Source organism: Pandoraea sp. LA3 (assembly GCF_022696215.1).
GTDB classification, from domain to species: domain Bacteria; phylum Pseudomonadota; class Gammaproteobacteria; order Burkholderiales; family Burkholderiaceae; genus Pandoraea; species Pandoraea capi.
On record NZ_PTPY01000024.1, the window covers coordinates 100732 to 123829 of the forward strand.

A 23098-nucleotide genomic window follows, 5' to 3' on the forward strand; every position below is an offset into this window, starting at 1 on the left:
GTGGATCCGAGGGATCCGGTGTGTCGCTGGGGGGCAACCGGGGGATGCGCCACGCCAGGGGGGCGGCGTGGCGCGGCAATCGTTACTTGTTACGGTCGGCGGCGCCCTGAATGGCTTCGCCTCCCTTCTCGACGTCCTTACCTGCGCCGTGGATGGTGTTGCAGCCGGCGAGGCCCAGTGCGAAGCCCGAAAGCAGAGCGATGGCGATCAATCGTTTCATTTTGATTTCTCCTTGGAGAGATGTTGTCGTTCGAGGCGCATGGGAAGCGCGAGGGGAGGACCGTGGCTCACCTCCCGGCGAGCTCGGCCTGCGTGAGCGGCCCGAGGGCGCTATGGACGCCGCGACCCCGGATTACCAGAGCTTGTGCTGGTTGTTCCACGTGTCGACTTCGCGCTCGGCATCGGCCTTGGCCTTGCCGTAACGTTCCTGAATCACGCCGACGAACTTGTCGCGATTGCCTTCGATCTTGAGCAGATCGTCATCGGTGAGATTGCCCCACTGCTTCTTTGCTTCGCCCTTGAGCTGGTTCCACTTGCCCTTGATCAGATCCGAGTTCATAGCAACTCCTTATCATGGTGGGTTGGGTTCACATACCGCGCCCCGCAGGGCGTTGGCAGGTGATTCCATGGTAGGGAGTGCGAAGTGTTCGCGCTGTCAGCCGCGCTTTCGTCGCGGTGTAGGCGGAGTCGGGTTGGGCTGTCAGTGCATTCCGACTGGCGGGTGTGGAGGCTGAGCCCGCGTGCCGGAGGACGGCTCGCCGGACTTGTCGTCGGCGGAGGCGGCGGTCGCCGACGGTGCCTGAGTGACAGGGCGTTCGGTGTGCTCGGTGCTTTCCGTCACTGCTGTGGCGATTTCGAGGGCGTCTGCCGGATTGCACAGCGGCAGCACCACCTGAATTTCGGTACCGAGCCGCTGCGGCAGCGAATGGATGTCGATGCGCCCGCCCTTGGCGGATACGCGCTGACGCATGCCGAACAGGCCGTGCGTTTTGGGCTTGTTGAACTGATCGGAAGTGAGGCCGATACCGTTGTCGATGACTTCGAGTCTTACGCGCTGGTCGTCGCACGCCAGCGCCACGCGCACCTGCGTGGCACGCGCGTACTTGCCTGCATTCGTGAGCGCCTCCTGCGCCACGCGGAACAGCACGATGGCCGTCGACTCGGGTAACGCGAAGTCTTCCTCCGGCAGATCGAGATCGAGTTGCCAGTGCTGCTGATCGGCCGTCTCCTCGGAGAGCGAGCGCAGGGCCGTGACGAGTCCGAAGTTGATCAGCACGGTCGGGCGCAGGTTCTCGATGATGCGACGCTTTATCTGAATGCCGGAGTCGAGATTGCGCTGCGCACGTGCGAGTTTTTCCGCAATGACCGGATCGACGCTGCGCACCTTGTGATGCACCCACGTGACGTCCATCTTGCACGCGGTAAGAATAGCGCCCAGCTCATCGTGCAATTCGCGCGAGAGGCGCGTCTTTTCATCTTCACTGACGTTCTGCAGGTGAGTGGCCAGCTCATCGAGCTGTTCGGTGCGCTCGCGCACGAGGCGGTCGAGATGCGCCTGCTGCTCGTGCAGTTGGTCGCGCGCCAGTTGCTCCTGTCGCATCTGCTTGCCGAGCGAGCGGAACAGCAGTACGAACAGCAGAATCGTCAGCACCGAGAGGGCCCCGGCGCTCACGGCCGAAATGGCCTGATCGAAGCGGCCGTCGTCCTGCGCCGTGCGCGCCCGCGCCAGTTCGCGGTTGTACAGATCGGTGATGCCGGTCTGCACGGGCTCCATCGTCCCGATGCCCAGTCTCGAGGGCGAGAGCGCTTCGTCGAGCGACATCTCGCCCTGCGTGACGGCGGCACGCGCCGTATCCATCGCCGTAATGCGCTCGGAGAAGACTTTCATGACCCGCGCGAATTCGCGAGTGGCCTGATCGTCGCCAACATCCTGATAGTGCTGGATGATGAGTGCCGAGAGATCGCGAATGCGTCGCACGGCCGAGAGATACGGGTCGAGATACGCCGGATTGTTCGTGAGCAGATAGCCGCGCTGACTTGCCACCACGGTCGATGTGCGCGCAATGATCTCGTTGAGTTCGTTGGCGGCCATCATGTTTTGCAGCGCACTTTCGTAGGTGGACGCGAGACGGCGGTGCGCCGATTCCAGCCCGATCAGGCTGCCGACCGTGATGACGATCGCGGCGATCATGGCGATGATCCAGCTTCTGCGACGCAACCAGGACGTAAATCGGGGCATTGGGAAATGGGGGCCTTGAGTGGCGTTGATAGGGGGTTGGCGGGCGTATGTCGAAGTGCGGCGATGGCCTTACTGCCCGATAGCGTGCGACGTGCAACAGCATAAGACGACGTCGGATGCTTCGATAATACGGCGAAAACTGCACCTTTCGGGCAATTGTCAGCCAATTCCTACGCAAAAACCAGCGCCGCGCGGGCAGTCCCGTCAGCGGCGTTTTTCTACTATTCATTCAGCGCCCTGTGGTTCATGCGCTTCGTATTTGGGCGATCAAGGTCATCGATCCCCCAGACACGAGACGTGCCAGCCACGGGGAGCCGGAAAAGTCTCCGGGAAATGAAGCAATAAACAAGGAGAACGCCATGTTGAAGTGGGCTTTGTTGTTCGCACTGATCTCCATCGTCGCCGGCCTGTTGGGCTTCACCGGGATCGCTGCGGGTGCGGCCGGGATCGCGAAGATTCTGTTCGTTCTGTTCCTGGTCCTGTTCGTGATCTTCCTGCTGCTTGGATTGACCGTCGCCAAGAAGATCGTCGACTAGCCATCACCATTCAAGGAGGTTGCGATGCTTCACTATGCCGTCGTTTTTTTCGTGATCGCGTTGATCGCCGCAGTTTTCGGGTTTACGGGAATCGCTGCCGGTGCGGCCGAGATCGCGAAGATCCTGTTCTTCATCTTCCTGGTGATCTTTCTGGTCACGCTGCTCTTCGGGGTGGTCCGACGATAGTCACCGTCAGGGAACGCGGGGCGGCAATAGCCGCCCTTCGCCATATCCGGCGCGCGCGTTCCCACGGTTCCTATGGTTCCCATGGTTCCCTTCGTAACCCCGTCCGACGCATAAACCGCTACAGGAGGATTCGCCAATGCATACCGCCAAGCAAGCCAAACAGCACGCCAAGCGCACCAAGCACGCGATGACCGGTAATGGTCACAGCCAGCACGCGGGTGATGAATTCGAAATCGACGTTCGCGCCATGCGCGAGCGTGCCCGTGAGCACCTCGATGACGGTGCTGTCACGGAGGACTACCGCGCCGATCGCGACGCGGTCGTGCACATGCTCAACGACGCGCTCGCGACCGAACTGGTCTGCGTGCTGCGTTACAAGCGTCACCATTTCATGGCCACCGGTATTCATGCCGAGCCGGTAGCGGCGGAATTCGCCGAGCACGCGGCCCAGGAGCAGGATCACGCGGATCGCATTGCGACGCGTATCGTGCAACTGGGCGGCGAACCCGATTTTTCCCCCGACAGCCTGTCGTCACGCAGCCACGCCGAGTACGTCACCTGTACCAGCCTGCGGGACATGATTCGCGAAAATCTCGTGGCAGAACGTATTGCGATTGAGAGTTACCGCGAGATGATTCATTATTTGGGCGACCGGGATACCACGACGCGTCGCATGCTCGAAGAAATCCTCTCTGTCGAGGAAGAGCATGCCGACGATATGCGGGATCTGCTCGACCGGGAGTGACGGCCATGGCACGCGTACCGAAATCGTTCGAGCGCGGTCAGCAGGCCGACGGGGACAGTCTCTGGAGCTTAGATGTCACTGACAATAAAAATCCTGATTGCCGACGATCACGCCATCGTTCGTACCGGCTTCAAGCAATTCATCGCCGACGAGTCGGATATGGAGGTGCTGGGCGAAGCCGCGAGCGGGGACGAGGTGATTCGTGCCGTGCGAGAAACCGAATTCGATGTCGTGCTGCTGGATATCGCCATGCCTGACAAGAACGGCATCGACACCCTGCGCGTGATCAAGCAGTTGAGACCCGAGCAGGGTGTCCTGTTCTTGTCGACCTATCCGGAAGCGCAATACGCGGTGAATCTGCTGCGCGCCGGGGCCGATGGCTATCTGATGAAGGACGCGGCGCCCGAGGAAATCATCCGGGCGATTCGCACGGTCGCACGCGGTCACCGTTATGTCAGCGAAGTCACGGCGGACCTGCTGGCGCAGAAGCTTGACAAGCCGGTCGACGAACCGATGCACGAGCAGCTCTCGGAGCGCGAGTTTCAGGTGTTCTGCAAGCTCGCTCAGGGGCGTACGCCCACTGAAATCGCCGACGAGTTGCATTTGTCGGTGAAGACCGTCAGCACCTATCGTGCGCGGGTGCTGGAAAAGATGCATTTGAAAACCAATGCCGACCTGACGCTGTATGCGCTCAAGAACGGCCTGATAAGTTGATAGAGAGGCTGTCATGTCAACCGGGAACGCGGCAACGCTTACGGGGTCCCGCTTGCCCCTGAAGGTGCTGCTGATCGAAGATTCGGCGGTGATTCGCGAGAGCCTGTCCGAAGCACTCGGATCGACCGGGATGCTCGAGGTCACAGGTGTGGCGGAGACGGCCGATGACGCGGTTCGCACCCTGGAAAACGATTCTTTCGACGCGGTCATCGTCGACATCCAGCTCCGGCGCGGCTCGGGCATGGACGTCCTGTCGTATCTGCACGACAGCGGAATGCTGGAAAAGCTCATGGCCATCGTCTTGACGAATTACGCCCTGACGACGTACCGCAAACGCTGCCAGCAACTGGGTGTGCAGTACTTTTTCGACAAATCGCTGGAGTTCGACCGGGTCATCGAGGTACTGGACGAATTTGCGACCGGTCGGCAGGCCTGATTTCGCCCGTTGGCGGTCGTCGATTCCTTACCTCCTAAAATCCATATAAAGAGATCAAATTTTATTATTTTCAACTATTTAGGCGCATGGGCTAGAATGTCGCCTTTGCGCTAAATAGAGTCTTGGCGGCGGCACTGCGGGCGGTTTTGCAGTGGGGCTGCTATTTTTTTGCATGATCGAACTCCAGAACATTACCCAGCGTTTCGCTGGACCCAAGGGGCCGATCGACGCGCTTTCCAATATCAGCCTGTCGATCCAGCGTGGCGAAGTCTTCGGCATCATCGGCCGAAGCGGCGCCGGCAAGAGCACGCTCGTGCGTGTCATCAACCTGCTGAACCGTCCGAGCGACGGCACGGTGCGGGTCGACGGTCAGGATCTGACGTCGTTGTCGGCGGACGACCTGCGTCAGGCGCGTCGACGCATCGGCATGATCTTCCAGCACTTCAACCTGCTCAGCTCACGCACCGTCTATCAGAACGTGGCGCTGCCGCTCGAACTCGCGGGCATGTCGGCCGCCGAGATTCGCGGCAAAGTGCTGCCGTTGCTCGAACTCGTGGGCCTGACGGCGCAGAAGGACCGCTATCCGTCGCAGATCTCCGGCGGCCAGAAGCAGCGTGTGGGCATCGCCCGCGCGCTCGCCAGCGAGCCGCAAGTGCTGCTCTCGGACGAAGCCACGTCGGCGCTCGATCCGGAGACGACCCGCTCGATTCTCGACCTGCTCAAGCGGATTAACCGCGAACTGGGCCTGACGGTCGTGCTGATCACGCACCAGATGGAAGTCATCAAGCAGGTCTGCGACCGCGTTGCCGTGCTCGATGCCGGTCGTGTGGTGGAGCAGGGGGCTGTGATCGACGTATTCCTGCGTCCGCGTCACGACGTGACCCGTGCGCTGATCGGCGACGTGATTGCGCAGGAATTGCCCGCGGGCGTGCGCGAGCGCGTGGCGTCGCGTATCGGTAACGGTCACGATCACCTGTACCGCCTGGCGTTTTCGGGCGCGGGTGTCGACCAGCCGCTGCTGTCCGAGGCGATTCGCCGCTACGAACTCGATTTCAACATCCTGCATGGCCAGATTGACGAGATCCAGGGGCAGGCATTCGGATCGCTTGCCGTGATGGCGGGCGGCACACCGGCCCGTGTGGCTGAAGCCATGGCGTTCCTCGCCAGTGAAGGCGTGGTTGTCGAGGAGCTGAGCCATGTGGAGTGAAATGTTCGATCTGTTCGTCTCGTCGTTCTGGGAGACGCTCATCATGGTCGGGATCTCGGGCCTGATCGGTGCTGTCGTGGGCGTGCCGCTGGGCGTGCTGCTGTATCTGACGGACCGTAACGGCGTGTTGCAGAACCTGCCGACCAATCGCATCGTCGGGATCCTCGTCAACGCCGTGCGCTCCACGCCGTTCATCATCTTGCTGGTGGCCGTGATTCCGTTCACGCGACTGATCGTCGGGTCGTCCATCGGCACGATGGCAGCGGTGGTGCCGCTCACGATTGCGGCGGCCCCGTTCGTGGCGCGTCTGGTGGAAACGGCCCTGCGTGAAGTCGATCGCGGCCTGATCGAGGCCGCCCAGTCGATGGGCGCGACGACCGGTCAGATCGTCATGAAAGTGCTGCTGCCCGAGGCGCTGCCCGGCATCGTGGCCGGTCTGACGATCACGTTCGTGAGCCTGGTCGGTTATTCGGCCATGGCGGGCGCCATCGGCGGCGGCGGTCTGGGCGATCTCGGGATTCGCTACGGGTATCAGCGCTTCCTGCCGGAAGTCATGATCACCGTGGTGCTGATCCTGATCGTTTTCGTGCAACTGGTGCAAACGTTCGGCGACTGGCTGGTGCGTCGACTGAGCCACAAGTAATACGTCCCACATAACAATGTCGCCGGACCGACGAGTCCGGCACTTCATTCACACACGCGAGGTTTTCCATGCAACGTCGTACGCTTTTCAAGCTGCTGGCAGGAGTTGGTGCCGCTACGGTTTTCGCTACGCAATTCGCGGCTACTGCTGCGGCGGCTGACGCCGTCAATCTGAAGGTCGGTGTCACGGGCGGCCCGCACGCCCAGATCTTCGACGAAGTGAAGAAGGTCGCGGCCAAGGACGGCCTGAACATCAAGGTCATCGAGTTCAGCGATTACGTGCAGCCGAACGCGGCCCTGTCGTCGGGCGATCTGGACGTGAACAGCTACCAGCACCAGCCGTACCTCGACGCGCAGGTGAAGGATCGCGGCTACAAACTCGAATCGATCGCCAAGACCGTGATCTTCCCGATGGGCATCTATTCGAAGAAGATCAAGTCGCTGGCCGATTTGAAGACGGGCGACAAGGTGTCGCTGCCGAACGACCCGACCAACGGCGGCCGTGCGCTGCTGTTGCTGCAAAAGCAGGGTCTTATCAAGCTGCGCGCTGACGCTGGTCTGAAGGCAACGCCGATCGACGTGGCCGAAAACCCGAAGAAGCTGAAGTTCGTGGAACTGGACGCCGCCCAACTGCCGCGCTCGCTCGACGACGTCGCCGTGGCCGTCATCAACACCAACTTCGCGATGGAAGCCGGTCTGAACCCGAAGAAGGATTCGATCGCCATCGAAGACGCCAATGGCCCGTACGCCAACGTGCTCGTGATTCGCTCGGCCGACAAGAACAAGCCGTGGGTGGCCAAGCTGATCAAGGCTTACCACTCGCCGGAAGTGAAGGCATTCATCGAGCAGAAGTTCGGTGGCTCGGTCGTGACGGCCTGGTAATCGGTCATCGTGCGCAAACGCATTTGAGGACGCCGGGGGACGGTTCACCGTCCGACGGCGAGCTCTGCGGAAACGGCAACGCTTTACGGCGTTGCCGTTTTTTTTGGCCCCGTCAAAGCGGTCGATTCGTGGACGCACAGTGTGTTGTATCCACCGGTTGAATCCACAACCCGAAGCCGCCATTCGGCGTAGCGGCGATCCACATTTAACGCCAGGCTGAAGCGTTCGCGCCGGGGGCGCTCGCATAATCCACCTCATCCGGCGCCTCACAAGCCGCGTGGATCCCGACCCCCTTCATGGCGAGAACGAATTGGCGCAAACACGCACAACCGCGACGAGCGAACCTAACGCCTTGCTTGATCTGACGTTGCTCCTGATGCTCTCGACACTGTGGGGCGCATCTTACACATTCATCAAAATCGGCGTCGCTACGATTCCCCCGCTAACGCTCATCGCGGCGAGAACGTTAATTGCCGGATCGGCCCTGCTGCTCTGGATGAGAGTCCAGCGTATTGCCATGCCGCGCGATCCTGCCGTATGGCGTCGTTTCTTCGTGCAGGCGTTGTTGAACAGTGTCGTTCCTTTTACGCTCATCGCATGGGCCGAGCGTTCGGTGGACGCGGGTCTGGCGACGATCCTGAATTCGGCCTCGCCGGTCATGGCGTTTCTCGGAACATGGCTTATCACTCGCCACGAACGAATGACAGTGCGCAAGTCGTTCGGCGTCGTCTCGGGGCTTGCCGGGATATGCCTGGTCGTTGGTGTCAGCGCATTCGGAGGACTCGGGCAGCAACTGGTTCCACAACTGGCGATCGTTACAGCGACGGTTTGCTATGCCGCGGCGGCGATCTACGGACGGTCCTTCGCAGGGCTCTCGCCAGCCGTTCCTGCCGCGGGTTCGCTGATTGTCGGTGCGGCCCTGCTCGTCCCTGTCAGTCTGCTGGTTGACCGTCCCTGGACACTCCATCCTTCGTGGCAATCACTGATGGCGCTTGCAGCACTCGCCCTCTTTTCGACCGCGATCGCGTTCGTGATTTACTTTCGCCTCGTACAGACACTCGGGTCGGTCGGTACTACCGCGCAAGCCTATCTGCGCGTTCCCATCGGCGTCGCAATAAGCGTCGTGTTCCTTGGGGAATCGCTATCTACGTCAGCCTGGCTGGGACTCGCGTGTGTCGTTGCCGGGGTCGCCGCCATGACGATCCGGACGTCGGCGGAATCCAGAAGAGCCACTTGACGGGGATCTTCGCAGCGCTGTCTTCCTGGCACGCGCAAAGCCATCGCTTCAGGCGGCTGCGGCAATGCCCTTAATGGGCGAGGCATCGTCCCGGTATTTGTGGCAATTCCGATGCTGTCACCGTTTTGTCAAATAACGGCGATAGCCTGAACGGCAAGTAAAAGAGGGTGCCCACGGGCACCGTCACAAGACGCGGACATGGGCCAAAGAGCAGCGACCGCACGCGAAGCACGGGGAACGGGTGAGACTTCATCGGGGTGGAATGCCTGCGGTGCGTACGCGTGTGCCCGTCAGATGCCCGCACTACGTAACGCTGTTTGCATGATGCCGGCGCACCGCACCGACTTACGGAGTCTCAGTTGAACCCTCTCCCGCCTGCCGCAGTTGCCGGGATACGTCCGCAAGACCGCTTTGGCACCGCCCTGGCGGCGCACGATGCACATTCGGCACCCGCCGGCTCGACTTCCCTATCCCCATCTCCTGCCACTTCTGTCGCTTCCTCTGCACCGACGGCTCCTTTCGTCGAACCTGACGAAGTGTCGTTGCTTGCCGAGCTTTGCGAAGGCATCGGCCTGACCTGCGTCTTCCAGCCGATTCTCGACTTCCGGACGTCGGAAGTCGCCGGTTACGAGGGGCTGGTGCGCGGGCCTGCCGGCACCTCGATCCATTCGCCGATGGCGTTGTTTGCCGCGGCACGCCGTCACGGCCTGCTCGGACCGCTCGAACTCGCCTGTCGTCGCACGGTGCTGCGGGGGTTCGTCGAGCAGGATTTGCCCGAGCGTCTGTTCCTGAATATCGGCCCCGTGACACGCGCATTGCCTGGCGGTGGGGTGAGCGAATCGCTCGGTCTGGACGAGACGTTCGCCATGCTCCAGTCGTTCCGGCTGCCGCCCGAGCGCGTGGTGCTCGAACTCACGGAGCACGCACCGACACTGGATCTGGCGAGCACGCGCGCGTCGCTCACGGCGTATCGCGCGCTGGGCTTCGAAGTGGCGCTCGACGATATGGGCGAGGGCTACGCGAGCTTGCGTCTGTGGTCGGAACTGCGGCCCGATTACGTCAAGATCGACAGGCATTTCGTCGATGGGATCGACACCGACACCGTCAAGCTTCAGTTCGTGCGCTCGATGCGCCAGATTGCCGAGACGAGCGGCACGCGCGTGATCGCCGAAGGCATCGAGCACGCCGAGGAGCTTCAGGTCGTGCGCGATCTGGGCATCTTCCTCGGACAAGGCTATTTCATCGCGCGTCCCGAGGCGCAGCCGCAGCGCGCGATTACCGCTAACGTGCAGGAAGTGGTGAACGAGCGTCGCGCGTACGTGCATCAGCAACCGAGCCAGTTGGGCGCGGGCAACGTGACGCTCGAGCGTATTGCGTCGTACGTGGCGCCGGTGTCGCCGGACACGCGCAGCGAGGACGTGGTGGCCCGCTTCGAGAGCGACCCGGCGCTGGAAGTACTGCCGGTGGTCGAGCGCGAGCGGGCCGTCGGGCTGATCGGACGGGCGTCGCTGATCGGGCGGTTTGCGCGTCCGTTCACGCGCGAACTGTACGGACGCAAACCGTGCTCGGCGGTGATGGAACCGCGCCCGCTGACGTTCGACAAGGCGGCGCGCGTCGAGGACCTGAGTCGAATGATCGCTGAAGGGGCGAGTCGTCAGATTGCCGCCGGTTTCATCGTGACGGATCAGGGGCGATACTTCGGCGTGGCGCAGGGACACGCGCTGATGCGCCACATCACCGACATGCAGCTCGACGCCGCACGTTACGCCAATCCGCTCACGCTGCTGCCGGGCAACGTGCCGATCGACGACTACATGGACCGCATGATCGGTGAGCGTCAATCGTTTCACGCGTGCTACGTCGATCTCGATAACTTCAAGCCGTTCAACGACGTATTCGGCTATCGGCGTGGTGACGACCTGATTCAACTCGTCGCCCGCGTGTTGATGGCCGTGCGCAATCCCGAGCGCGACTTTCTCGGGCACATCGGCGGTGACGATTTTCTGATTCTGTTCCGCAGCCCGGACTGGGAAGCCCGCTGCCGCGAAGCGCTCACGCGTTTCGGCGAGGCAGTGACGGAGTACTTTCATCCGGATCAGATTGCGGCCGGTGGGTTTGAGGCGGAGGATCGTCGCGGCATGGTCATCTTCCATCCGATCACGAGCCTGTCGATCGGTGTGGTCGCCGTCACGCCGGAGAGCTTCCCGTCTCATGTGGAAGTGTCTGCCGCCGCAGCCGATGCGAAGAAGATGGCCAAGCGCGCGCTCGGCAACAGCTTGTTCATCGAGCGTCGGCGGGCGCATCGGTAAGGCGCGGCTCGCTGTCGCCGTTGGCCATGAAAAAGCCCGCCGATTGGCGGGCTTTTTCGTTGGATGACGCGTGACGCTGTGCCTCAGTGAGACAGCGCGGGCATGCCGTCCATGCTGGCGGCGTCCTGCTCACGTTCTTCCGACAGATAAGGCGTGCGCCAGCCGGCCTTCACGCCCCAGTGATAGAACGCGAGCGACAGCAGCGCAACGATCGCCATGTCCCAGCCGTACGGCAGCAGACCGAGGCCACCGAATTCCTTGCTGCCGATGTACGAGCACAGCGCCATGCACGGCAGGTAACCGATGAGCCACCACGAGGCCTTCAGGTCGCGACCGAAACCCTGCCACTTGTCCTTCGCCTGATAGTAGAAGTAGACCGGCAGCGCCACGATCACCAGCACGATGATCTGGCCGGTGAGCGGCCAACGCGCCCAGTACAGGATCAGCGACGCACACACGAACGCGAAGGGTGCGATCAGCGACAGGCCCGGCAGGCGCAGCGGACGGTGCATGTCCGGCGCCGAGCGACGCAGCGCCATCACACTGATCGGACCGGTGAGGTACGAGATCACCGTGGCCACCGAGATCACGGCAGCCAGCGAATCCCAGCCACGGAAGAAGAACATGAAGACGAACGAGATCGCGAGGTTGAACCACATCGCGGGACGGGGCACGCCGTACAGCGGATGCACGCGGCCGAAAATCGCCGGCAGGGTGCGGTTGCGCTCCATCGCGTAGATCATGCGGCTCGTCGTGGCCATGTAGGTCGTGCCGGTGCCGCTCGGGCTGAGGAACGCGTCGAAGTACAGCACGATCGCCAGCCAGTTCAGACCAAGGGCAATCGCGAGTTCGGCGAACGGCGAACTGAAGCTCACCATGTGCCAGCCGCCCGCCAGTTGTTCGGGCGAGAGCGCGCCAATGTACGCGACTTGCAGCAGCAGATAGATGACGGTGGCGAGCAGGATCGAACCGACCACGGCAAACGGGATGCTGCGCCCCGGATCACGTGCTTCGCCTGCGAGGTTCACGGGGCTCTGAAAGCCGTTGAACGCGAACACGATGCCCGACGTGGCGACGGCGGTCAGCACAGCCGACATGCCGTTCGGCGCGAAGCCGCCATGCTCGGCGATGTTGAAGTTGCCCGGGTGAAAACCGGCGACCATCAGACCGGCAATGGTCAGGGCCGGAATCGCGAACTTGAACAGCGTGATCGCCGTGTTGGCGCGCGCGAACAGCTTCACGCCCCAGTAGTTCAGCATGAAGTAGACGATCACGAGCAATGCCGACAACGTCAGACCGCTCGTGGTGAGTGTGCCGTCCACGAACAGGGCATGCGCCCAGTCGTACGGCCACGTGCTCATGTACTGGATCGACGCCTCGGCTTCGATCGGAATCACCGAGACGATGGCGATCCAGTTGGCCCACGCGGCGATGAAGCCGACGAGACTGCCGTGCGAATAACGCGAGTAGCGGACCATGCCGCCCGATTCGGGGAACATCGCGCCGAGTTCGGCGTAGGTCAGGGCGATGGCAAGAATCACGACGGCGCCGATGAGCCACGCGAGCAGTGCGGCGGGACCGGCGATCTTGGCGGCCTTCCAGGCACCGAACAACCAGCCGGAGCCGATGATCGAGCCGAGACCGGTCAACATCAGGGCGAACGGCCCGATGTTGCGCATGAGGGATGGGTTGTTGTCCATTCTGTCTTCTCCACGCCCGGGGGGAGCAAACGGCCGCCCGGTGGTCGGGAAGGGCACGTTGCGCGAGGGCGGACACGCCGGCAGGCCATTCGCCGTCACAAGGAGCATGACGGCGCGGGGGTAGCGCTGACGGACGCGACTTCTGTTGATCGGCTTCGCGAAAAACTACCGGGTTCCGATGGCACCGCAGGGGAGCATGCGGTCCCCGAAATGGGGTCGGAGTCGCCGTTCGCGAAAAAAAGCGCGATTCTACCCGAGCCGGCGCGGGTCTGTGGGACTTTGTAACACTTTCACAATGGCATCCCGTTTGCCGACGTTAGGTCGAATTGGGCGCAAGCCAGTCACGGCGCGGCTCGCACCGTGAGAATCCGACTATTACAGATTGTTAAAGGGTCAGATAAAACTCAGAGGCCGGCAAGGCAGAGATATTTCATTTCAAGGTACTCGTCGATGCCGTACTTCGACCCTTCACGTCCAAGACCGGACTGTTTGACGCCACCGAACGGCGCGACCTCGTTCGAGATCAGCCCCGTGTTGATGCCGACCATACCGGCCTCGATACCCTCGGCCACGCGCCAGACGCGTCCGACGTCCCGAGCGAAGAAGTACGAGGCCAGGCCGAAGTCGGAGGCGTTGGCCAGACGGATACCGTCCGCTTCGTCCTTGAACCGGAAGATGGGGGCGACCGGGCCGAAGGTTTCCTCCTGCGCGACGAGCATGTCTGCGCTGGCGTCGGCCACCACGGTCGGCTCGAAGAAGCGGCCGTGCAAGACCTTGCCGCCGACGGTGACGCGTCCGCCCTTGGCGACGGCGTCTGCCACATGGCGCTCGACCTTGGTGATGGCCGCGTCCTCGATCAGCGGGCCGATGGCGACACCCGGCTCGAAGCCGTTACCCACACGCAGTTTGCCCACGGCGGCGGTGAGCTTTTCGACGAAGGCATCGTAAATGCCGTCCTGTGCGTAGATGCGGTTCGCGCAGACGCAGGTCTGGCCGGCATTGCGGAACTTGGAGGCGATACAGCCTTCGACGGCGGCATCGACGTCGGCATCGTCGAAAACGAGGAAGGGCGCGAGCCCGCCCAGTTCGAGCGCGACCTTCTTGATCGTCGATGCGCATTGCTCCATTAGCTTCGCTCCCACCGGGGTCGAACCCGTGAAGGAGAGATGGCGCACGCGGGGGCTGGACGTGAGGACGTTGCCGACATCCGACGAGTTTTTCGACGTCACCACGTTGAAGACGCCCTTGGGCAATCCCGCGCGGTCGGCCAGTTCGGCCAGCGCGAGCGCCGAGAGCGGGGTGAGACGGGCCGGTTTGACCACGATGGTGCAGCCCGCCGCAATGGCCGGCGCGATCTTGCGGGTGATCATCGCGATGGGGAAGTTCCACGGCGTGATCGATGCGCAGACGCCGATGGGCTGTTTGAGGACCAGCAGGCGCTTGCCGCCTTCGGGCGAGGCGAGTACGTCGCCGTCGATCCGTTTGGCTTCCTCGGCGAACCACTCGATGAACGACGCCCCGTAGGCGACTTCCCCTTTGGCCTCGGCGAGCGGCTTGCCTTGCTCGGCGGTCATGATGGCGCCGAGATCGTCCTGCGCCTGCATGATGAGGTCGAACCAGTGACGCATGATGCGCGCGCGTTCCTTGCCGGTCTTGCTGCGCCATTCCGGCAGGGCGGTTTCGGCGGCTACCAGCGCGCGTTCGGTCTCCTTGGCGCCAAGGTCGGCCACGTGGGCGATCTCCGTGTCGGTCGCCGGATCGTTGACGACGAAGGTGGCGTGGGAGTCGGCGGGTGTCCAGTCGCCATCGATGTAGGCGTCGGACTTGAGCAGTTCGGGGTCTTTCAGGCGGGCCAGGGCAGGATGCGCTTTGGACGCAGCGCTGGATTGCCGGGAGGCGTGGGGCGGGCGGGATGATGACACGATCGGCTCCTTTCGATAGCCGTGCGGCGCGCTCTGGGGAGGCAGCGCCACGCGGAGGACGGAAATAGCAACGAAAGCGGTAATGAAAGCGGTAATGACAGCGGTAATGACAGCGGTAACGGACGCGGTAAAGGATGCGGTAAAGCGCGCAGGGATAGAAGCCGCGGGTAACGAGACGAATGACCCGAAGAATCACGAGACGAATGCGGGATTACGGCCTGCACGACTGACCTGTCCGTAGACTGCCAGCTTACTCCAGCCGTGCGAGGCGTTCGTGACGGCCGCTGCGAACCCCATCCATCAAGGGCTCGGGGGACTGCGTCAGCGGGCGGCACCCATGAAAACGCCGGCAACCCGACGGGCGCCGGCGTTCGGCATGGCAGAGGATCGCGATGCCTGTTTTACAGACCGAGATCCTTATATAGCGCTGCCATGCGTGCATCCACGTCGGCGGTCATTTCAATCGGACGCCCCCATTCGCGCGAAGTTTCCCCCGGCCACTTGTTGGTCGCGTCGATCCCCATCTTCGAGCCAAGCCCCGCCTTGGGCGAGGCGAAATCGAGATAGTCGATCGGGGTCTGGTCGACGAGGGTCGTATCGCGCGTCGGATCCACCCGCGTGGTGATGGCCCAGATCACTTCCTTCCAGTCGCGAATATCGACGTCTTCATCCACCACCACGATGAACTTCGTATACATGAACTGACGCAGGAAGCTCCACACGCCAAACATGACCCGCTTGGCGTGTCCCGGATACGCCTTCTTCATCTGCACGATGGCCATCCGGTAGCTGCAACCTTCGGGCGGCAGGTAGAAGTCGGTGATTTCCGAAAATTGCTTTTGCAGCAGCGGCACGAACACTTCGTTGAGCGCGACACCGAGCACGGCCGGCTCATCGGGCGGTTTGCCGGTATAGGTCGAGTGATAGACCGCGTTGCGGCGCATCGTGATGCGCTCGATCTTGAAGACCGGGAACCACTCCTGCTCGTTGTAATAGCCGGTGTGGTCGCCATAGGGGCCTTCGAGCGCGTGCTGATAACCGGCGGTGGCACCCCGCGACGGCGCCGGCGGCGCACCTTCGGGCACGACGGGCGGTTGTTCGGACGGGTAAATGAAACCTTCGAGCACGATCTCGGCGCGCGCGGGCACTCGCAGCGATTCGAGGCCCGGCGTGACGCACTTCGCTAGTTCGGTACGGCTGCCGCGCAGCAAGCCGGCAAATTGGTACTCCGACAGCGTGTCGGGCACGGGCGTGACCGCGCCGAGCATCGTCGCCGGATCGGCGCCGAGCGCCACGGCGATCGGGAACGGCTTGCCAGGGTTGGCCTGCGCAAACTCGCGGAAATCGAGTGCGCCGCCCCGATGGGCAAGCCAGCGCATGATGACTTCGTTGCGGCTGATCACCTGCTGGCGGTAAATCCCGAGGTTCTGACGCTTACGGTGCGGCCCCTTCGTGATGACCAGACCCCACGTGATGAGCGGTGCGGCATCGCCAGGCCAGCAGGTCTGGATCGGCAGGCGCGAGAGGTCGACTTCATCGCCCTCCCACACGATCTCCTGACACACCGGACTGCTCACTTCCTTGGGCGCCATGTCCCACACGGCCTTGGCCATGCCGAACAACTTGCCGGCGTCCTTCAGGCCGCGCGGCGGCTCGGGTTCCTTGAGTGTCGAGAGAAGGCGACCGATATCGCGCAGCGAACTCAGCGCGTTGTCCCCGTCGTCGACACCCATGCCGAGGGCGACACGTTCAGGGGTGCCAAACAAATTGGCGAGCACCGGCATGTCGTAACCGGTCGGCCGCTCGAACCAGAGGGCCGGCCCCCCTGCCTTGAGTACGCGATCGGCAAGCGCGGTCATCTCAAGCACCGGCGAGACCGGCACGTCTACGCGACGAAGCTGGCCGGATCGCTCCAGTTGCGCGGTGAAGTCACGAAGATCGAGATATTTCATGAAACAAACCGTTACCAAAAATTTTTACGAAATTCATACGACCAGAGTAAACGGTCGTTTGAAATCGATGAAAGTTGGGAGAACACCCTTGTAAACGCGGGGTGAGGCAGGGCATTTTACCGGCCAAGGTGTCCGAACGTCACGGCAAAACAGCTGTTACAAATTACTTTTAGTAATCATTTCGACTAATAATAGTATTGACGGTTTATATATCACTGCTACAATCCGCCCGTTGAATCCAGAAAGGCGGCTTCGATGACGGGTAGGCCGACCCGCTCAAGCTTAGCGACAACTACAACATCGACGTGGATTTTCAGTGGCTGGTTTTCTCACCGAGGTCGGGAAGCCAGTGTTTTAGGAAGCAGCGCGAGCGATAGCTCGTCAGCGCCGGAGACCTGAACAGGTCGGCGCGCTGCGGCGGTAGCGGCATCGTCCATGACAAACACGATGCACCGCCTCGTTCCATATGCCGTAAGTAAGCGCTTCACGGGATGCCTGGCGGGCATACCGGCTTACTTCCTTACGCCCGGGGCCACCCCGTGGTGACGGCGTAACCGGAGTACGTAGTATGAAGAAGTCTGGTTTATCACCCTGGCTACTGGCCGTGTTCGCTGCGCTTCGCGCACGCGGGGCGGCAACGGTAGCCGTGGCTCGCCGCGATTGGCGTCGCCTGGCATGGCACGGCGGTCGTGTTGGACTGTATACGTCCAGCGCGGTCGGTCTGGTTGCCGTGGTCGGCACGCTGGCGCTGTGGGCCCGACCGACGTGGCGCGCCGATCTGGCGTCGCGCGTGGGTCCGCTGCTCGAGGCAGCCACCGGTACGGCCAATGCGGCCGGCCAGGGCGCCAACGGCGGCACGCTCGCACAGGGCACCCCGTCCGACTCGACGATGATGGCGCAGGCTGCGCAACACGTCCCGTCGGCTGCGGTTCTCGCCGCTTATATTCCGAACCAGCGTGTGGCGGCCGATGCGCGTGCCACCAAGGTGCTCGACACGCGCGAGCAGATCGCCGTGGCCGACTATCTCGCACGCCGCTATCGCGTGGCGGGTGACGTGACGGGTAACCTCGTGCGCGCGGCTTACTCGACCGGCAAGGAAGTGGGTCTCGACCCGCTGCTGTTGCTCGCCGTCATGGCAATCGAGTCGGGCTTCAACCCGTACGCGGAAAGCACCGTCGGTGCGCAGGGCCTCATGCAGGTCATGTCGAAGGTGCATCAGGACAAGCTCGAATACTTCGGCGGTCCGGAAGCGGCGCTGCACCCGCTGGCCAACATCAAGGTCGGCGCGTTGATTCTGAAGGAATGCATCGCACGCGGCGGTTCGCTCGCTGGTGGTCTGCGTCTGTATGTCGGATCGACCAGCGCCGGTGACGGCGGCTACGGTGCCAAGGTGCTCGCCGAGCGTGATCGTCTGCGTGGCGTGTCCATGGGACGCAAGGTCTCGCCGAACGAGCCGCAGGCGCCGGTGATGGTCAGCGCGGCCAAGCCGGTGGTGAAGCCGGTCTCGACCGGTAGCAAGTCGGACGCCTCGACGGAATCGGTGCCCGCACCGGCAGCGTCGACGTCGAACGGCAAGGCGGCTTCGGCCACCAAGCCGCTCGAAGCGGACGACAGCACGGCGGCCTGATTGGCCTGAATGCCCCGATCGACCTGAAAGGGGCGACGACCTCGCGTGATGCCGCCACGGCCGGCGCATCCATCGGGCTGCGATGCTATCTATATAGAAGGGCGTCGCGACAGCCAACAAAAAAACCCATCGAAGCGATTCGATGGGTTTTTTGTTTGGGCGACGGTAAGACGGTAGGGCCGCGGGTATGTCGACAGCGCGGGTTCAGCCCGCCGCGAACACCTTGCCGATCCGGTCCATGGCCTCGTGCAGCTGTTCGAGCGACGTGGCGTACGACAGGCGGATGTACTGACGCGGCTCGGCAAAGCCGAAGTCGAGACCCGGCACGAGCACGACGTCTGCCTGTTGCAGCAGCGATTGTGTCAGGCGATCGCTGTCACCGGCATCGCGGTGAGCGACGCCCGTGCAGTCGGCGTACACGTAGAACGCGCCATCCGGCATGACCGGTACCTTGAACCCGAGCTGCGCCAGCGCCGGCACCACGTAGTCGCGACGCTGACGGAACGCTTCCTTGCGTTCCTCGTAGATCGCCAGGGTTTCCGGGAGAAAACACGCCGTTGCCGCATGTTGTGCCACGGCAGACGGACAGATGAACAGGTTCTGCGCGAGCTTCTCGAACGTCGGCACCATGGCCGGCGGCACCACCAGCCAGCCCAGACGCCAGCCCGTCATGTTGAAGTACTTCGAAAAGCTGCTCACGACCAGCACGTCGTCGCCGAAGCTCAGTGCCGTGGTGGGCTTCCCGTCGTAGGAGAGCCCCTGATAGATCTCGTCGACGAGCGTGAAGCCGCCGCGAGCGCGCACCGTCTGGACGATACGGGCCAACTCATCCGTCTCGATGGACGTGCCTGTCGGGTTCGATGGCGAGGCAAGCAGCACGCCCTTCGTCTTCGCGCCCCAGTGCGACTCGATTCGCTCAGCCGTCAGTTGAAACCGCTCCGCAGGTCCCGACGGAATCAGCACGGGCTTGCCGTCGAACGTCGAGACGAAGTGACGATTGCACGGATAGCAGGGATCCGGCATCAGGACTTCGTCGCCGACACCCACGAGCGCCGCACAGGCCAGCACGAGCGCGGCGGACGCACCGGCCGTCACGACGATGCGCGACGGATCGACATCCACACCGTAGAAACTACGGTAGTAGCCGGAGATCGCGTCACGCAGCGCAGGAATGCCCATCGCGCCGGTGTACTGCGTCCGGCCGTCGCGCATGGCCTTCGCGGCCGCTTCGATGACGGCTTCGGGCGCCGTAAAGTCCGGCTCGCCGATCCCCATGTGGATCACCCGATGCCCGGCCTTCTCGCGTAGCGCGGCCTGCTTGGCCAGCTCCATCACGTGGAAGGGGGCGATATCGTCGACGCGTTGCGCAAGTGTCAGCGCGGGAGCGAGATTGGGCGTGCGGTCCATGGGGGGGCGGGGGGAGGATTGTATCCGGACGGGGGCTGACGTCAGGCGCTCTTGCCGCGACCGCCGTTGCGGTTGGCGGCGACTTCCACCGGGCGCACTTCCGCAGCGAACTTGTCGAGCACGCCGTTCACGAAACGGTGGCCGTCCGGGCCGCCGAACGTCTTCACGACTTCGACCGCCTCGTTGATCACCACACGGTACGGCACGTCCTGAAGATGAATCAGTTCGTACGCACCGGCGATCAGCGCGGCGTGTTCGATGGGCGACAACTGGGCTGCCGGCCGGTCCAGATAGGGCTGGAGTTGCTGCGACAAGGCATCGGCCTCGCGAATGCTGCCGTACAGCACAGCTTCCAGGAGGACCTGATCCGCCTTGTCGTAGCCGGGGGTGGAGCGCAGGTGAGCATCGATCTCACTCGCGTGGCCGCGCGAAATCAGCCATTGATACACTCCTTGCAGCGCGAATTCGCGCGCGCGGCGCCGTGCACTCTTCATTACCGATCTTCCTCTTCTTCGTCTTCGTCTTCATCCGATCCCTCTTCGCCACTGAGCATGTCGATGGCTTCGAGCAGATTGGTCATTTCCACCGCCACACGGGCCGCATCGCGACCCTTTTCGGCGGCGCGCACTTCGGCTTGCTCGTCGTTTTCGGTCGTCAGCACCGCGTTGGCGATGGGGATGCCGAAATCGAGGCCGATGCGCGTGATGCCGGCGCCGCTTTCGTTCGACACCAGCTCAAAGTGATACGTCTCGCCGCGAATCACCGCGCCGAGTGCGATGAGTGCGTCGAACTGGCCGCATTCGGCCATCTTCTGCAGCGCCAACGGGATTTCCAGCGCGCCGGGCACCGTCACGAGCAATACGTCTTCGCCGTCGACGCCCAGGCGTTCGAGTTCGGCGACGGCCGCTTCACGCAGGGCAGCGCAAACCGCGTCGTTGAATCGCGCCTGCACGATACCGATGCGCAGACCTACACCGTCGAGTTCCGGCTGGTATTGTCCGATTTCCATAATGGGCTTCCTCAAAAAAGTACCGTCCAGGCGGTGCGGCCAACGTTGTACCGGCACACCCGAGACAGGCAATGCTCGGCAAGATGATGTCCCGCCTGCGTTGGGCGGAACATCGATAAAGGGTCTGGCTCAGGCCGCCGTGGCGCCGGGCATCGGTTGGAAACCGGTGACCTCGAGGCCATAACCTGCCATGTTGGGAATCTTGCGCGGGCTCGACAGCACACGCATTTTACCGACGCCCAGCTCGCGCAGGATCTGCGCGCCGACGCCATGCGTACGGAAGTCGACCGGGCGGCGCTTGGCGCGCGCGGCCTTCTCGGTTTCGTCGAGCGCCTCGAACTGATTGAACAGATGCTCCGGTGTTTCCACGCAGTTGAGCAGCACGACCACGCCCTTGTCGGCTTCGGCAATCGCCTGCATCGCGCCGGCGAGGGTCCACGAGTGAGTGGACACGCCGGTTTCGAGCAGATCCATGACCGACAGCGGCTCGTGCACACGCACCAGCGTCTCGTCATCGGGGGACGGCGTGCCGCGCACCAGCGCGAGGTGCGGATTGCCGCTCGGCTTGTCGCGATAGAGCGTTGCCTGGAACGGGCCCCAGGCCGTCTGCATTTCGCGCGACGCCACCGTCTCGATCATCGATTCGGTGCGGCTGCGATAGTGGATCAGGTCGACGATCGTGCCGATCTTGATGTTGTGTTGCTCGGCGAACTCCAGCAACTGCGGCAGGCGCGCCATCGTGCCGTCGTCGTTCATGATTTCGCAGATGACGGCAGCAGGCGTAAGGCCAGCCATGGCGGTCAGATCGCAGCCGGCTTCCGTGTGACCGGCGCGCACCAGCACACCGCCGGGCTGCGCCATGATCGGGAACACGTGACCCGGCTGAACGATGTCTTCCGGACGCGCGTCGCGCGAAATCGCGGTCTTGACGGTATGCGCACGATCGGCGGCAGAGATACCCGTCGTCACGCCTTCGGCGGCTTCGATCGACAGCGTGAAGGCCGTGCCGTATTGCGTGCCGTTGCGATACGTCATCAGCGGCAAATTGAGCTGCTTGCAGCGGGCTTGCGTGAGCGTAAGGCAGATCAGGCCACGCCCGTACTTCGCCATGAAGTTGATGGCTTCGGGCGTCGCAAATTCGGCTGCCATGACCAGGTCGCCTTCGTTTTCACGATCTTCCTCATCGACGAGGACTACCATGCGGCCGGCCTTCAGCTCGGCAATGATTTCTTCTGTAGTGGCCAACGGCATAGCGGCAACGCGGGGCTGAATTTGGAAAGGCTCTATTCTACGCCAAGCCGGTGCACGCCAGCGTTCGATCTGGGGCTTCGGCCAACGGAAAAGCATCAATACAAAGGCATTGACCTAAGTAATTGCGGCCACTATAGTAAGGCGCATGGCTAACCAATCCATCCCTCTCGATCGAATCTTTCAGGCGTTGTCCGATCCCACTCGACGTGCAGTCGTCGAGCGCCTGACATTGGGCCCGGCGTCCGTGAGCGAGCTGGCGCGTCCGTTTTCGATGGCGTTGCCGTCGTTCTCCCAGCATCTGAGCGTGCTGGAAGACAGCGGGCTGGTCGTCTCGCGAAAAGCCGGGCGTGTGCGCACGTATGCGCTGGAGACGCAGACCCTCGCGGGCGCGCAGGATTGGCTTCAGTTGCAGCGCGACAAGTGGACGCGCCGCCTCGATCAACTCGATGACTATCTATTGCAGATGAAGGAGACGTGAACATGAGCCTCGCAAAGCAAGCCACGCTTTTCTCGGTCGACCCGAAGCTGGATCTGGTGCTGGAGCGTTACGTCGACGTGCCGTGCGAGCGCGTCTGGGCGGCCTGGACGCAACCGGAGCATCTCAAGAAGTGGTTCACGCCCGCGCCGTGGCAGACGGTGGAGTGCGAGATCGATCTGCGTCCCGGGGGCCGTTTCCACACCGTGATGCGCTCGCCGGAAGGGCAGCAGTTCCCGAACGTCGGTTGCTATCTGGAAGTCATCGAGAACTCGCGGCTCGTGTGGACGAATGCGGTGCTCCCCGGCTTCCGTCCGGCGCCGGTGCCGGAGGCCGAGCATGGCGGTTTCCAGTTCACCGCGGCCGTGCTGATGGAAGCGCAAGGCAAGGGCACGCGCTACACGGCGATTGCAATTCACGGTAACGAGGCGACCCGCGCCCAGCACGAAGCGATGGGTTTCCACGACGGTTGGGGCAAGGCGCTGGATCAGTTGGTCGAATTGATGAAGTGACGATTGCCGGGACACCGCGCACCGCGTTGTCCGTCAATGAAAAAGGGGATGTGCCCGAAGGCGCATCCCCTTTTTTTGCATCGTCGGCACCGAGAAAGGCGGCCTTGCTG

The 23098-nt window shown here is 62.7% G+C and carries 23 protein-coding genes; 13 read left to right on the top strand and 10 right to left on the bottom strand.

Annotation, left to right across the window (positions count from 1 at the left end):
• Window positions 1-82: 82 nt before the first annotated feature.
• The 3 genes from C5N93_RS05905 to C5N93_RS05915 all read right to left on the bottom strand — a co-directional run bounded on the left by C5N93_RS05905 (window position 83) and on the right by C5N93_RS05915 (window position 2191).
• Window positions 83-220 carry an entericidin A/B family lipoprotein gene (locus C5N93_RS05905; protein WP_039374867.1) on the bottom strand — a complete coding sequence of 46 codons (138 nt, stop codon included), beginning with the start codon at window positions 218-220 and terminating at the stop codon, window positions 83-85.
• Between the two features lie 132 nt (window positions 221-352).
• Window positions 353-559: a CsbD family protein gene (locus C5N93_RS05910; protein ID WP_039374866.1), complete on the bottom strand. Its 207-nt coding sequence runs from the start codon at window positions 557-559 to the stop codon at window positions 353-355.
• Between the two features lie 141 nt (window positions 560-700).
• Window positions 701-2191, bottom strand: a complete 1491-nt coding sequence (locus tag C5N93_RS05915; RefSeq protein WP_242558613.1) for a histidine kinase — start codon at window positions 2189-2191, stop codon at window positions 701-703.
• A 407-nt stretch (window positions 2192-2598) separates the two neighbouring features.
• Between C5N93_RS05915 and C5N93_RS05920 the strand changes: the two genes are divergently transcribed.
• The 10 genes from C5N93_RS05920 (at window position 2599) to C5N93_RS05965 (ending at window position 11133) form a co-directional block, all read left to right on the top strand.
• Window positions 2599-2775, top strand: coding sequence for a DUF1328 family protein (locus C5N93_RS05920; RefSeq protein ID WP_042114863.1), 177 nt, complete (start codon window positions 2599-2601; stop codon window positions 2773-2775).
• A gap of 24 nt (window positions 2776-2799) precedes the next feature.
• Window positions 2800-2961 carry a DUF1328 domain-containing protein gene (locus tag C5N93_RS05925; protein WP_039374862.1) on the top strand — a complete coding sequence of 54 codons (162 nt, stop codon included), beginning with the start codon at window positions 2800-2802 and terminating at the stop codon, window positions 2959-2961.
• 187 nt (window positions 2962-3148) lie between these two features.
• Entirely contained in the window at window positions 3149-3706 is a 558-nt protein-coding gene (locus C5N93_RS05930; protein ID WP_150722704.1) for a ferritin-like domain-containing protein, read from the top strand.
• Between the two features lie 72 nt (window positions 3707-3778).
• Complete coding sequence (locus tag C5N93_RS05935) at window positions 3779-4420, top strand: response regulator transcription factor (protein WP_039400349.1); 642 nt, start codon at window positions 3779-3781, stop codon at window positions 4418-4420.
• A 13-nt stretch (window positions 4421-4433) separates the two neighbouring features.
• Window positions 4434-4856, top strand: coding sequence for a response regulator (locus C5N93_RS05940; RefSeq protein WP_242558614.1), 423 nt, complete (start codon window positions 4434-4436; stop codon window positions 4854-4856).
• Between the two features lie 172 nt (window positions 4857-5028).
• Window positions 5029-6063 (top strand): methionine ABC transporter ATP-binding protein, encoded by a 1035-nt coding sequence (locus C5N93_RS05945; RefSeq protein WP_150722630.1) that lies wholly within the window; start codon window positions 5029-5031, stop codon window positions 6061-6063.
• Window positions 6053-6706: a methionine ABC transporter permease gene (locus C5N93_RS05950; protein WP_039400341.1), complete on the top strand. Its 654-nt coding sequence runs from the start codon at window positions 6053-6055 to the stop codon at window positions 6704-6706. Before C5N93_RS05945 ends, C5N93_RS05950 begins: the two co-directional genes overlap by 11 nt.
• Before the next feature lie 68 nt (window positions 6707-6774).
• Window positions 6775-7587, top strand: coding sequence for a MetQ/NlpA family ABC transporter substrate-binding protein (locus C5N93_RS05955; RefSeq protein ID WP_242558615.1), 813 nt, complete (start codon window positions 6775-6777; stop codon window positions 7585-7587).
• Between the two features lie 376 nt (window positions 7588-7963).
• Window positions 7964-8824 carry an EamA family transporter gene (locus C5N93_RS05960; RefSeq protein ID WP_242558649.1) on the top strand — a complete coding sequence of 287 codons (861 nt, stop codon included), beginning with the start codon at window positions 7964-7966 and terminating at the stop codon, window positions 8822-8824.
• A gap of 536 nt (window positions 8825-9360) precedes the next feature.
• Complete coding sequence (locus C5N93_RS05965; RefSeq protein ID WP_242558616.1) at window positions 9361-11133, top strand: GGDEF domain-containing protein; 1773 nt, start codon at window positions 9361-9363, stop codon at window positions 11131-11133.
• 83 nt (window positions 11134-11216) lie between these two features.
• Here C5N93_RS05965 and C5N93_RS05970 read toward each other — a convergent pair whose 3' ends face one another.
• From C5N93_RS05970 to ubiD, 3 genes are all read right to left on the bottom strand, one after another.
• A complete protein-coding gene (locus tag C5N93_RS05970; protein WP_069342194.1) occupies window positions 11217-12833 on the bottom strand; it encodes an APC family permease in 1617 nt (538 codons plus the stop codon).
• Between the two features lie 404 nt (window positions 12834-13237).
• Window positions 13238-14689, bottom strand: coding sequence for an NAD-dependent succinate-semialdehyde dehydrogenase (locus C5N93_RS05975; RefSeq protein ID WP_242558650.1), 1452 nt, complete (start codon window positions 14687-14689; stop codon window positions 13238-13240).
• Window positions 14690-15156: 467 nt separating this feature from the next.
• On the bottom strand, window positions 15157-16707 hold the full coding sequence (gene ubiD / locus C5N93_RS05980; RefSeq protein WP_242558617.1) for a 4-hydroxy-3-polyprenylbenzoate decarboxylase: 1551 nt from the start codon (window positions 16705-16707) through the stop codon (window positions 15157-15159).
• 568 nt (window positions 16708-17275) lie between these two features.
• On the opposite strand from ubiD, the gene C5N93_RS05985 reads away from it, so the two are divergent.
• Window positions 17276-18334, top strand: coding sequence for a lytic transglycosylase domain-containing protein (locus C5N93_RS05985; RefSeq protein WP_242558618.1), 1059 nt, complete (start codon window positions 17276-17278; stop codon window positions 18332-18334).
• A gap of 204 nt (window positions 18335-18538) precedes the next feature.
• Here the strand turns inward: C5N93_RS05985 and C5N93_RS05990 are convergent, their stop codons facing one another.
• The 4 genes from C5N93_RS05990 to ribBA form a co-directional block, all read right to left on the bottom strand.
• Entirely contained in the window at window positions 18539-19741 is a 1203-nt protein-coding gene (locus tag C5N93_RS05990) for a pyridoxal phosphate-dependent aminotransferase (protein ID WP_242558619.1), read from the bottom strand.
• Between the two features lie 41 nt (window positions 19742-19782).
• Entirely contained in the window at window positions 19783-20235 is a 453-nt protein-coding gene (gene nusB, locus C5N93_RS05995) for a transcription antitermination factor NusB (RefSeq protein ID WP_069340618.1), read from the bottom strand.
• The gene (gene ribH / locus C5N93_RS06000) at window positions 20235-20750 is read right to left on the bottom strand and encodes a 6,7-dimethyl-8-ribityllumazine synthase (RefSeq protein WP_069340619.1); all 516 of its coding nucleotides are present in this window, start codon (window positions 20748-20750) and stop codon (window positions 20235-20237) included. The genes nusB and ribH overlap by 1 nt, the downstream gene beginning before the upstream one ends.
• Window positions 20751-20879: 129 nt before the next feature.
• Window positions 20880-22001: a bifunctional 3,4-dihydroxy-2-butanone-4-phosphate synthase/GTP cyclohydrolase II gene (gene ribBA, locus C5N93_RS06005; RefSeq protein ID WP_069340620.1), complete on the bottom strand. Its 1122-nt coding sequence runs from the start codon at window positions 21999-22001 to the stop codon at window positions 20880-20882.
• 145 nt (window positions 22002-22146) lie between these two features.
• Between ribBA and C5N93_RS06010 the strand changes: the two genes are divergently transcribed.
• A complete protein-coding gene (locus tag C5N93_RS06010) occupies window positions 22147-22479 on the top strand; it encodes a metalloregulator ArsR/SmtB family transcription factor (RefSeq protein WP_242558620.1) in 333 nt (110 codons plus the stop codon).
• 2 nt (window positions 22480-22481) lie between these two features.
• Window positions 22482-22988 (top strand): SRPBCC family protein, encoded by a 507-nt coding sequence (locus C5N93_RS06015; protein ID WP_242558621.1) that lies wholly within the window; start codon window positions 22482-22484, stop codon window positions 22986-22988.
• Window positions 22989-23098: the final 110 nt, after the last annotated feature.

What these genes read in the sequence shown, in the direction of transcription:
- C5N93_RS05920 (WP_042114863.1), top strand. Translation starts at nt 2,599, where the DNA reads ATGTTGAAGTGGGCTTTGTTGTTCGCACTGATCTCCATCGTCGCCGGC.
- C5N93_RS05970 (WP_069342194.1), bottom strand. Translation starts at nt 12,833, where the DNA reads ATGGACAACAACCCATCCCTCATGCGCAACATCGGGCCGTTCGCCCTG.
- ubiD (WP_242558617.1), bottom strand. Translation starts at nt 16,707, where the DNA reads ATGAAATATCTCGATCTTCGTGACTTCACCGCGCAACTGGAGCGATCC.
- C5N93_RS05930 (WP_150722704.1), top strand. Translation starts at nt 3,149, where the DNA reads ATGACCGGTAATGGTCACAGCCAGCACGCGGGTGATGAATTCGAAATC.
- C5N93_RS05950 (WP_039400341.1), top strand. Translation starts at nt 6,053, where the DNA reads ATGTGGAGTGAAATGTTCGATCTGTTCGTCTCGTCGTTCTGGGAGACG.
- C5N93_RS05990 (WP_242558619.1), bottom strand. Translation starts at nt 19,741, where the DNA reads ATGGACCGCACGCCCAATCTCGCTCCCGCGCTGACACTTGCGCAACGC.
- C5N93_RS05915 (WP_242558613.1), bottom strand. Translation starts at nt 2,191, where the DNA reads ATGATCGCCGCGATCGTCATCACGGTCGGCAGCCTGATCGGGCTGGAA.
- C5N93_RS05905 (WP_039374867.1), bottom strand. Translation starts at nt 220, where the DNA reads ATGAAACGATTGATCGCCATCGCTCTGCTTTCGGGCTTCGCACTGGGC.
- C5N93_RS05940 (WP_242558614.1), top strand. Translation starts at nt 4,434, where the DNA reads ATGTCAACCGGGAACGCGGCAACGCTTACGGGGTCCCGCTTGCCCCTG.
- C5N93_RS06010 (WP_242558620.1), top strand. Translation starts at nt 22,147, where the DNA reads ATGGCTAACCAATCCATCCCTCTCGATCGAATCTTTCAGGCGTTGTCC.
- ribH (WP_069340619.1), bottom strand. Translation starts at nt 20,750, where the DNA reads ATGGAAATCGGACAATACCAGCCGGAACTCGACGGTGTAGGTCTGCGC.
- C5N93_RS05925 (WP_039374862.1), top strand. Translation starts at nt 2,800, where the DNA reads ATGCTTCACTATGCCGTCGTTTTTTTCGTGATCGCGTTGATCGCCGCA.
- C5N93_RS05960 (WP_242558649.1), top strand. Translation starts at nt 7,964, where the DNA reads ATGCTCTCGACACTGTGGGGCGCATCTTACACATTCATCAAAATCGGC.
- C5N93_RS05955 (WP_242558615.1), top strand. Translation starts at nt 6,775, where the DNA reads ATGCAACGTCGTACGCTTTTCAAGCTGCTGGCAGGAGTTGGTGCCGCT.
- C5N93_RS06015 (WP_242558621.1), top strand. Translation starts at nt 22,482, where the DNA reads ATGAGCCTCGCAAAGCAAGCCACGCTTTTCTCGGTCGACCCGAAGCTG.
- C5N93_RS05985 (WP_242558618.1), top strand. Translation starts at nt 17,276, where the DNA reads ATGAAGAAGTCTGGTTTATCACCCTGGCTACTGGCCGTGTTCGCTGCG.
- nusB (WP_069340618.1), bottom strand. Translation starts at nt 20,235, where the DNA reads ATGAAGAGTGCACGGCGCCGCGCGCGCGAATTCGCGCTGCAAGGAGTG.
- C5N93_RS05910 (WP_039374866.1), bottom strand. Translation starts at nt 559, where the DNA reads ATGAACTCGGATCTGATCAAGGGCAAGTGGAACCAGCTCAAGGGCGAA.
- C5N93_RS05935 (WP_039400349.1), top strand. Translation starts at nt 3,779, where the DNA reads ATGTCACTGACAATAAAAATCCTGATTGCCGACGATCACGCCATCGTT.
- ribBA (WP_069340620.1), bottom strand. Translation starts at nt 22,001, where the DNA reads ATGCCGTTGGCCACTACAGAAGAAATCATTGCCGAGCTGAAGGCCGGC.
- C5N93_RS05945 (WP_150722630.1), top strand. Translation starts at nt 5,029, where the DNA reads ATGATCGAACTCCAGAACATTACCCAGCGTTTCGCTGGACCCAAGGGG.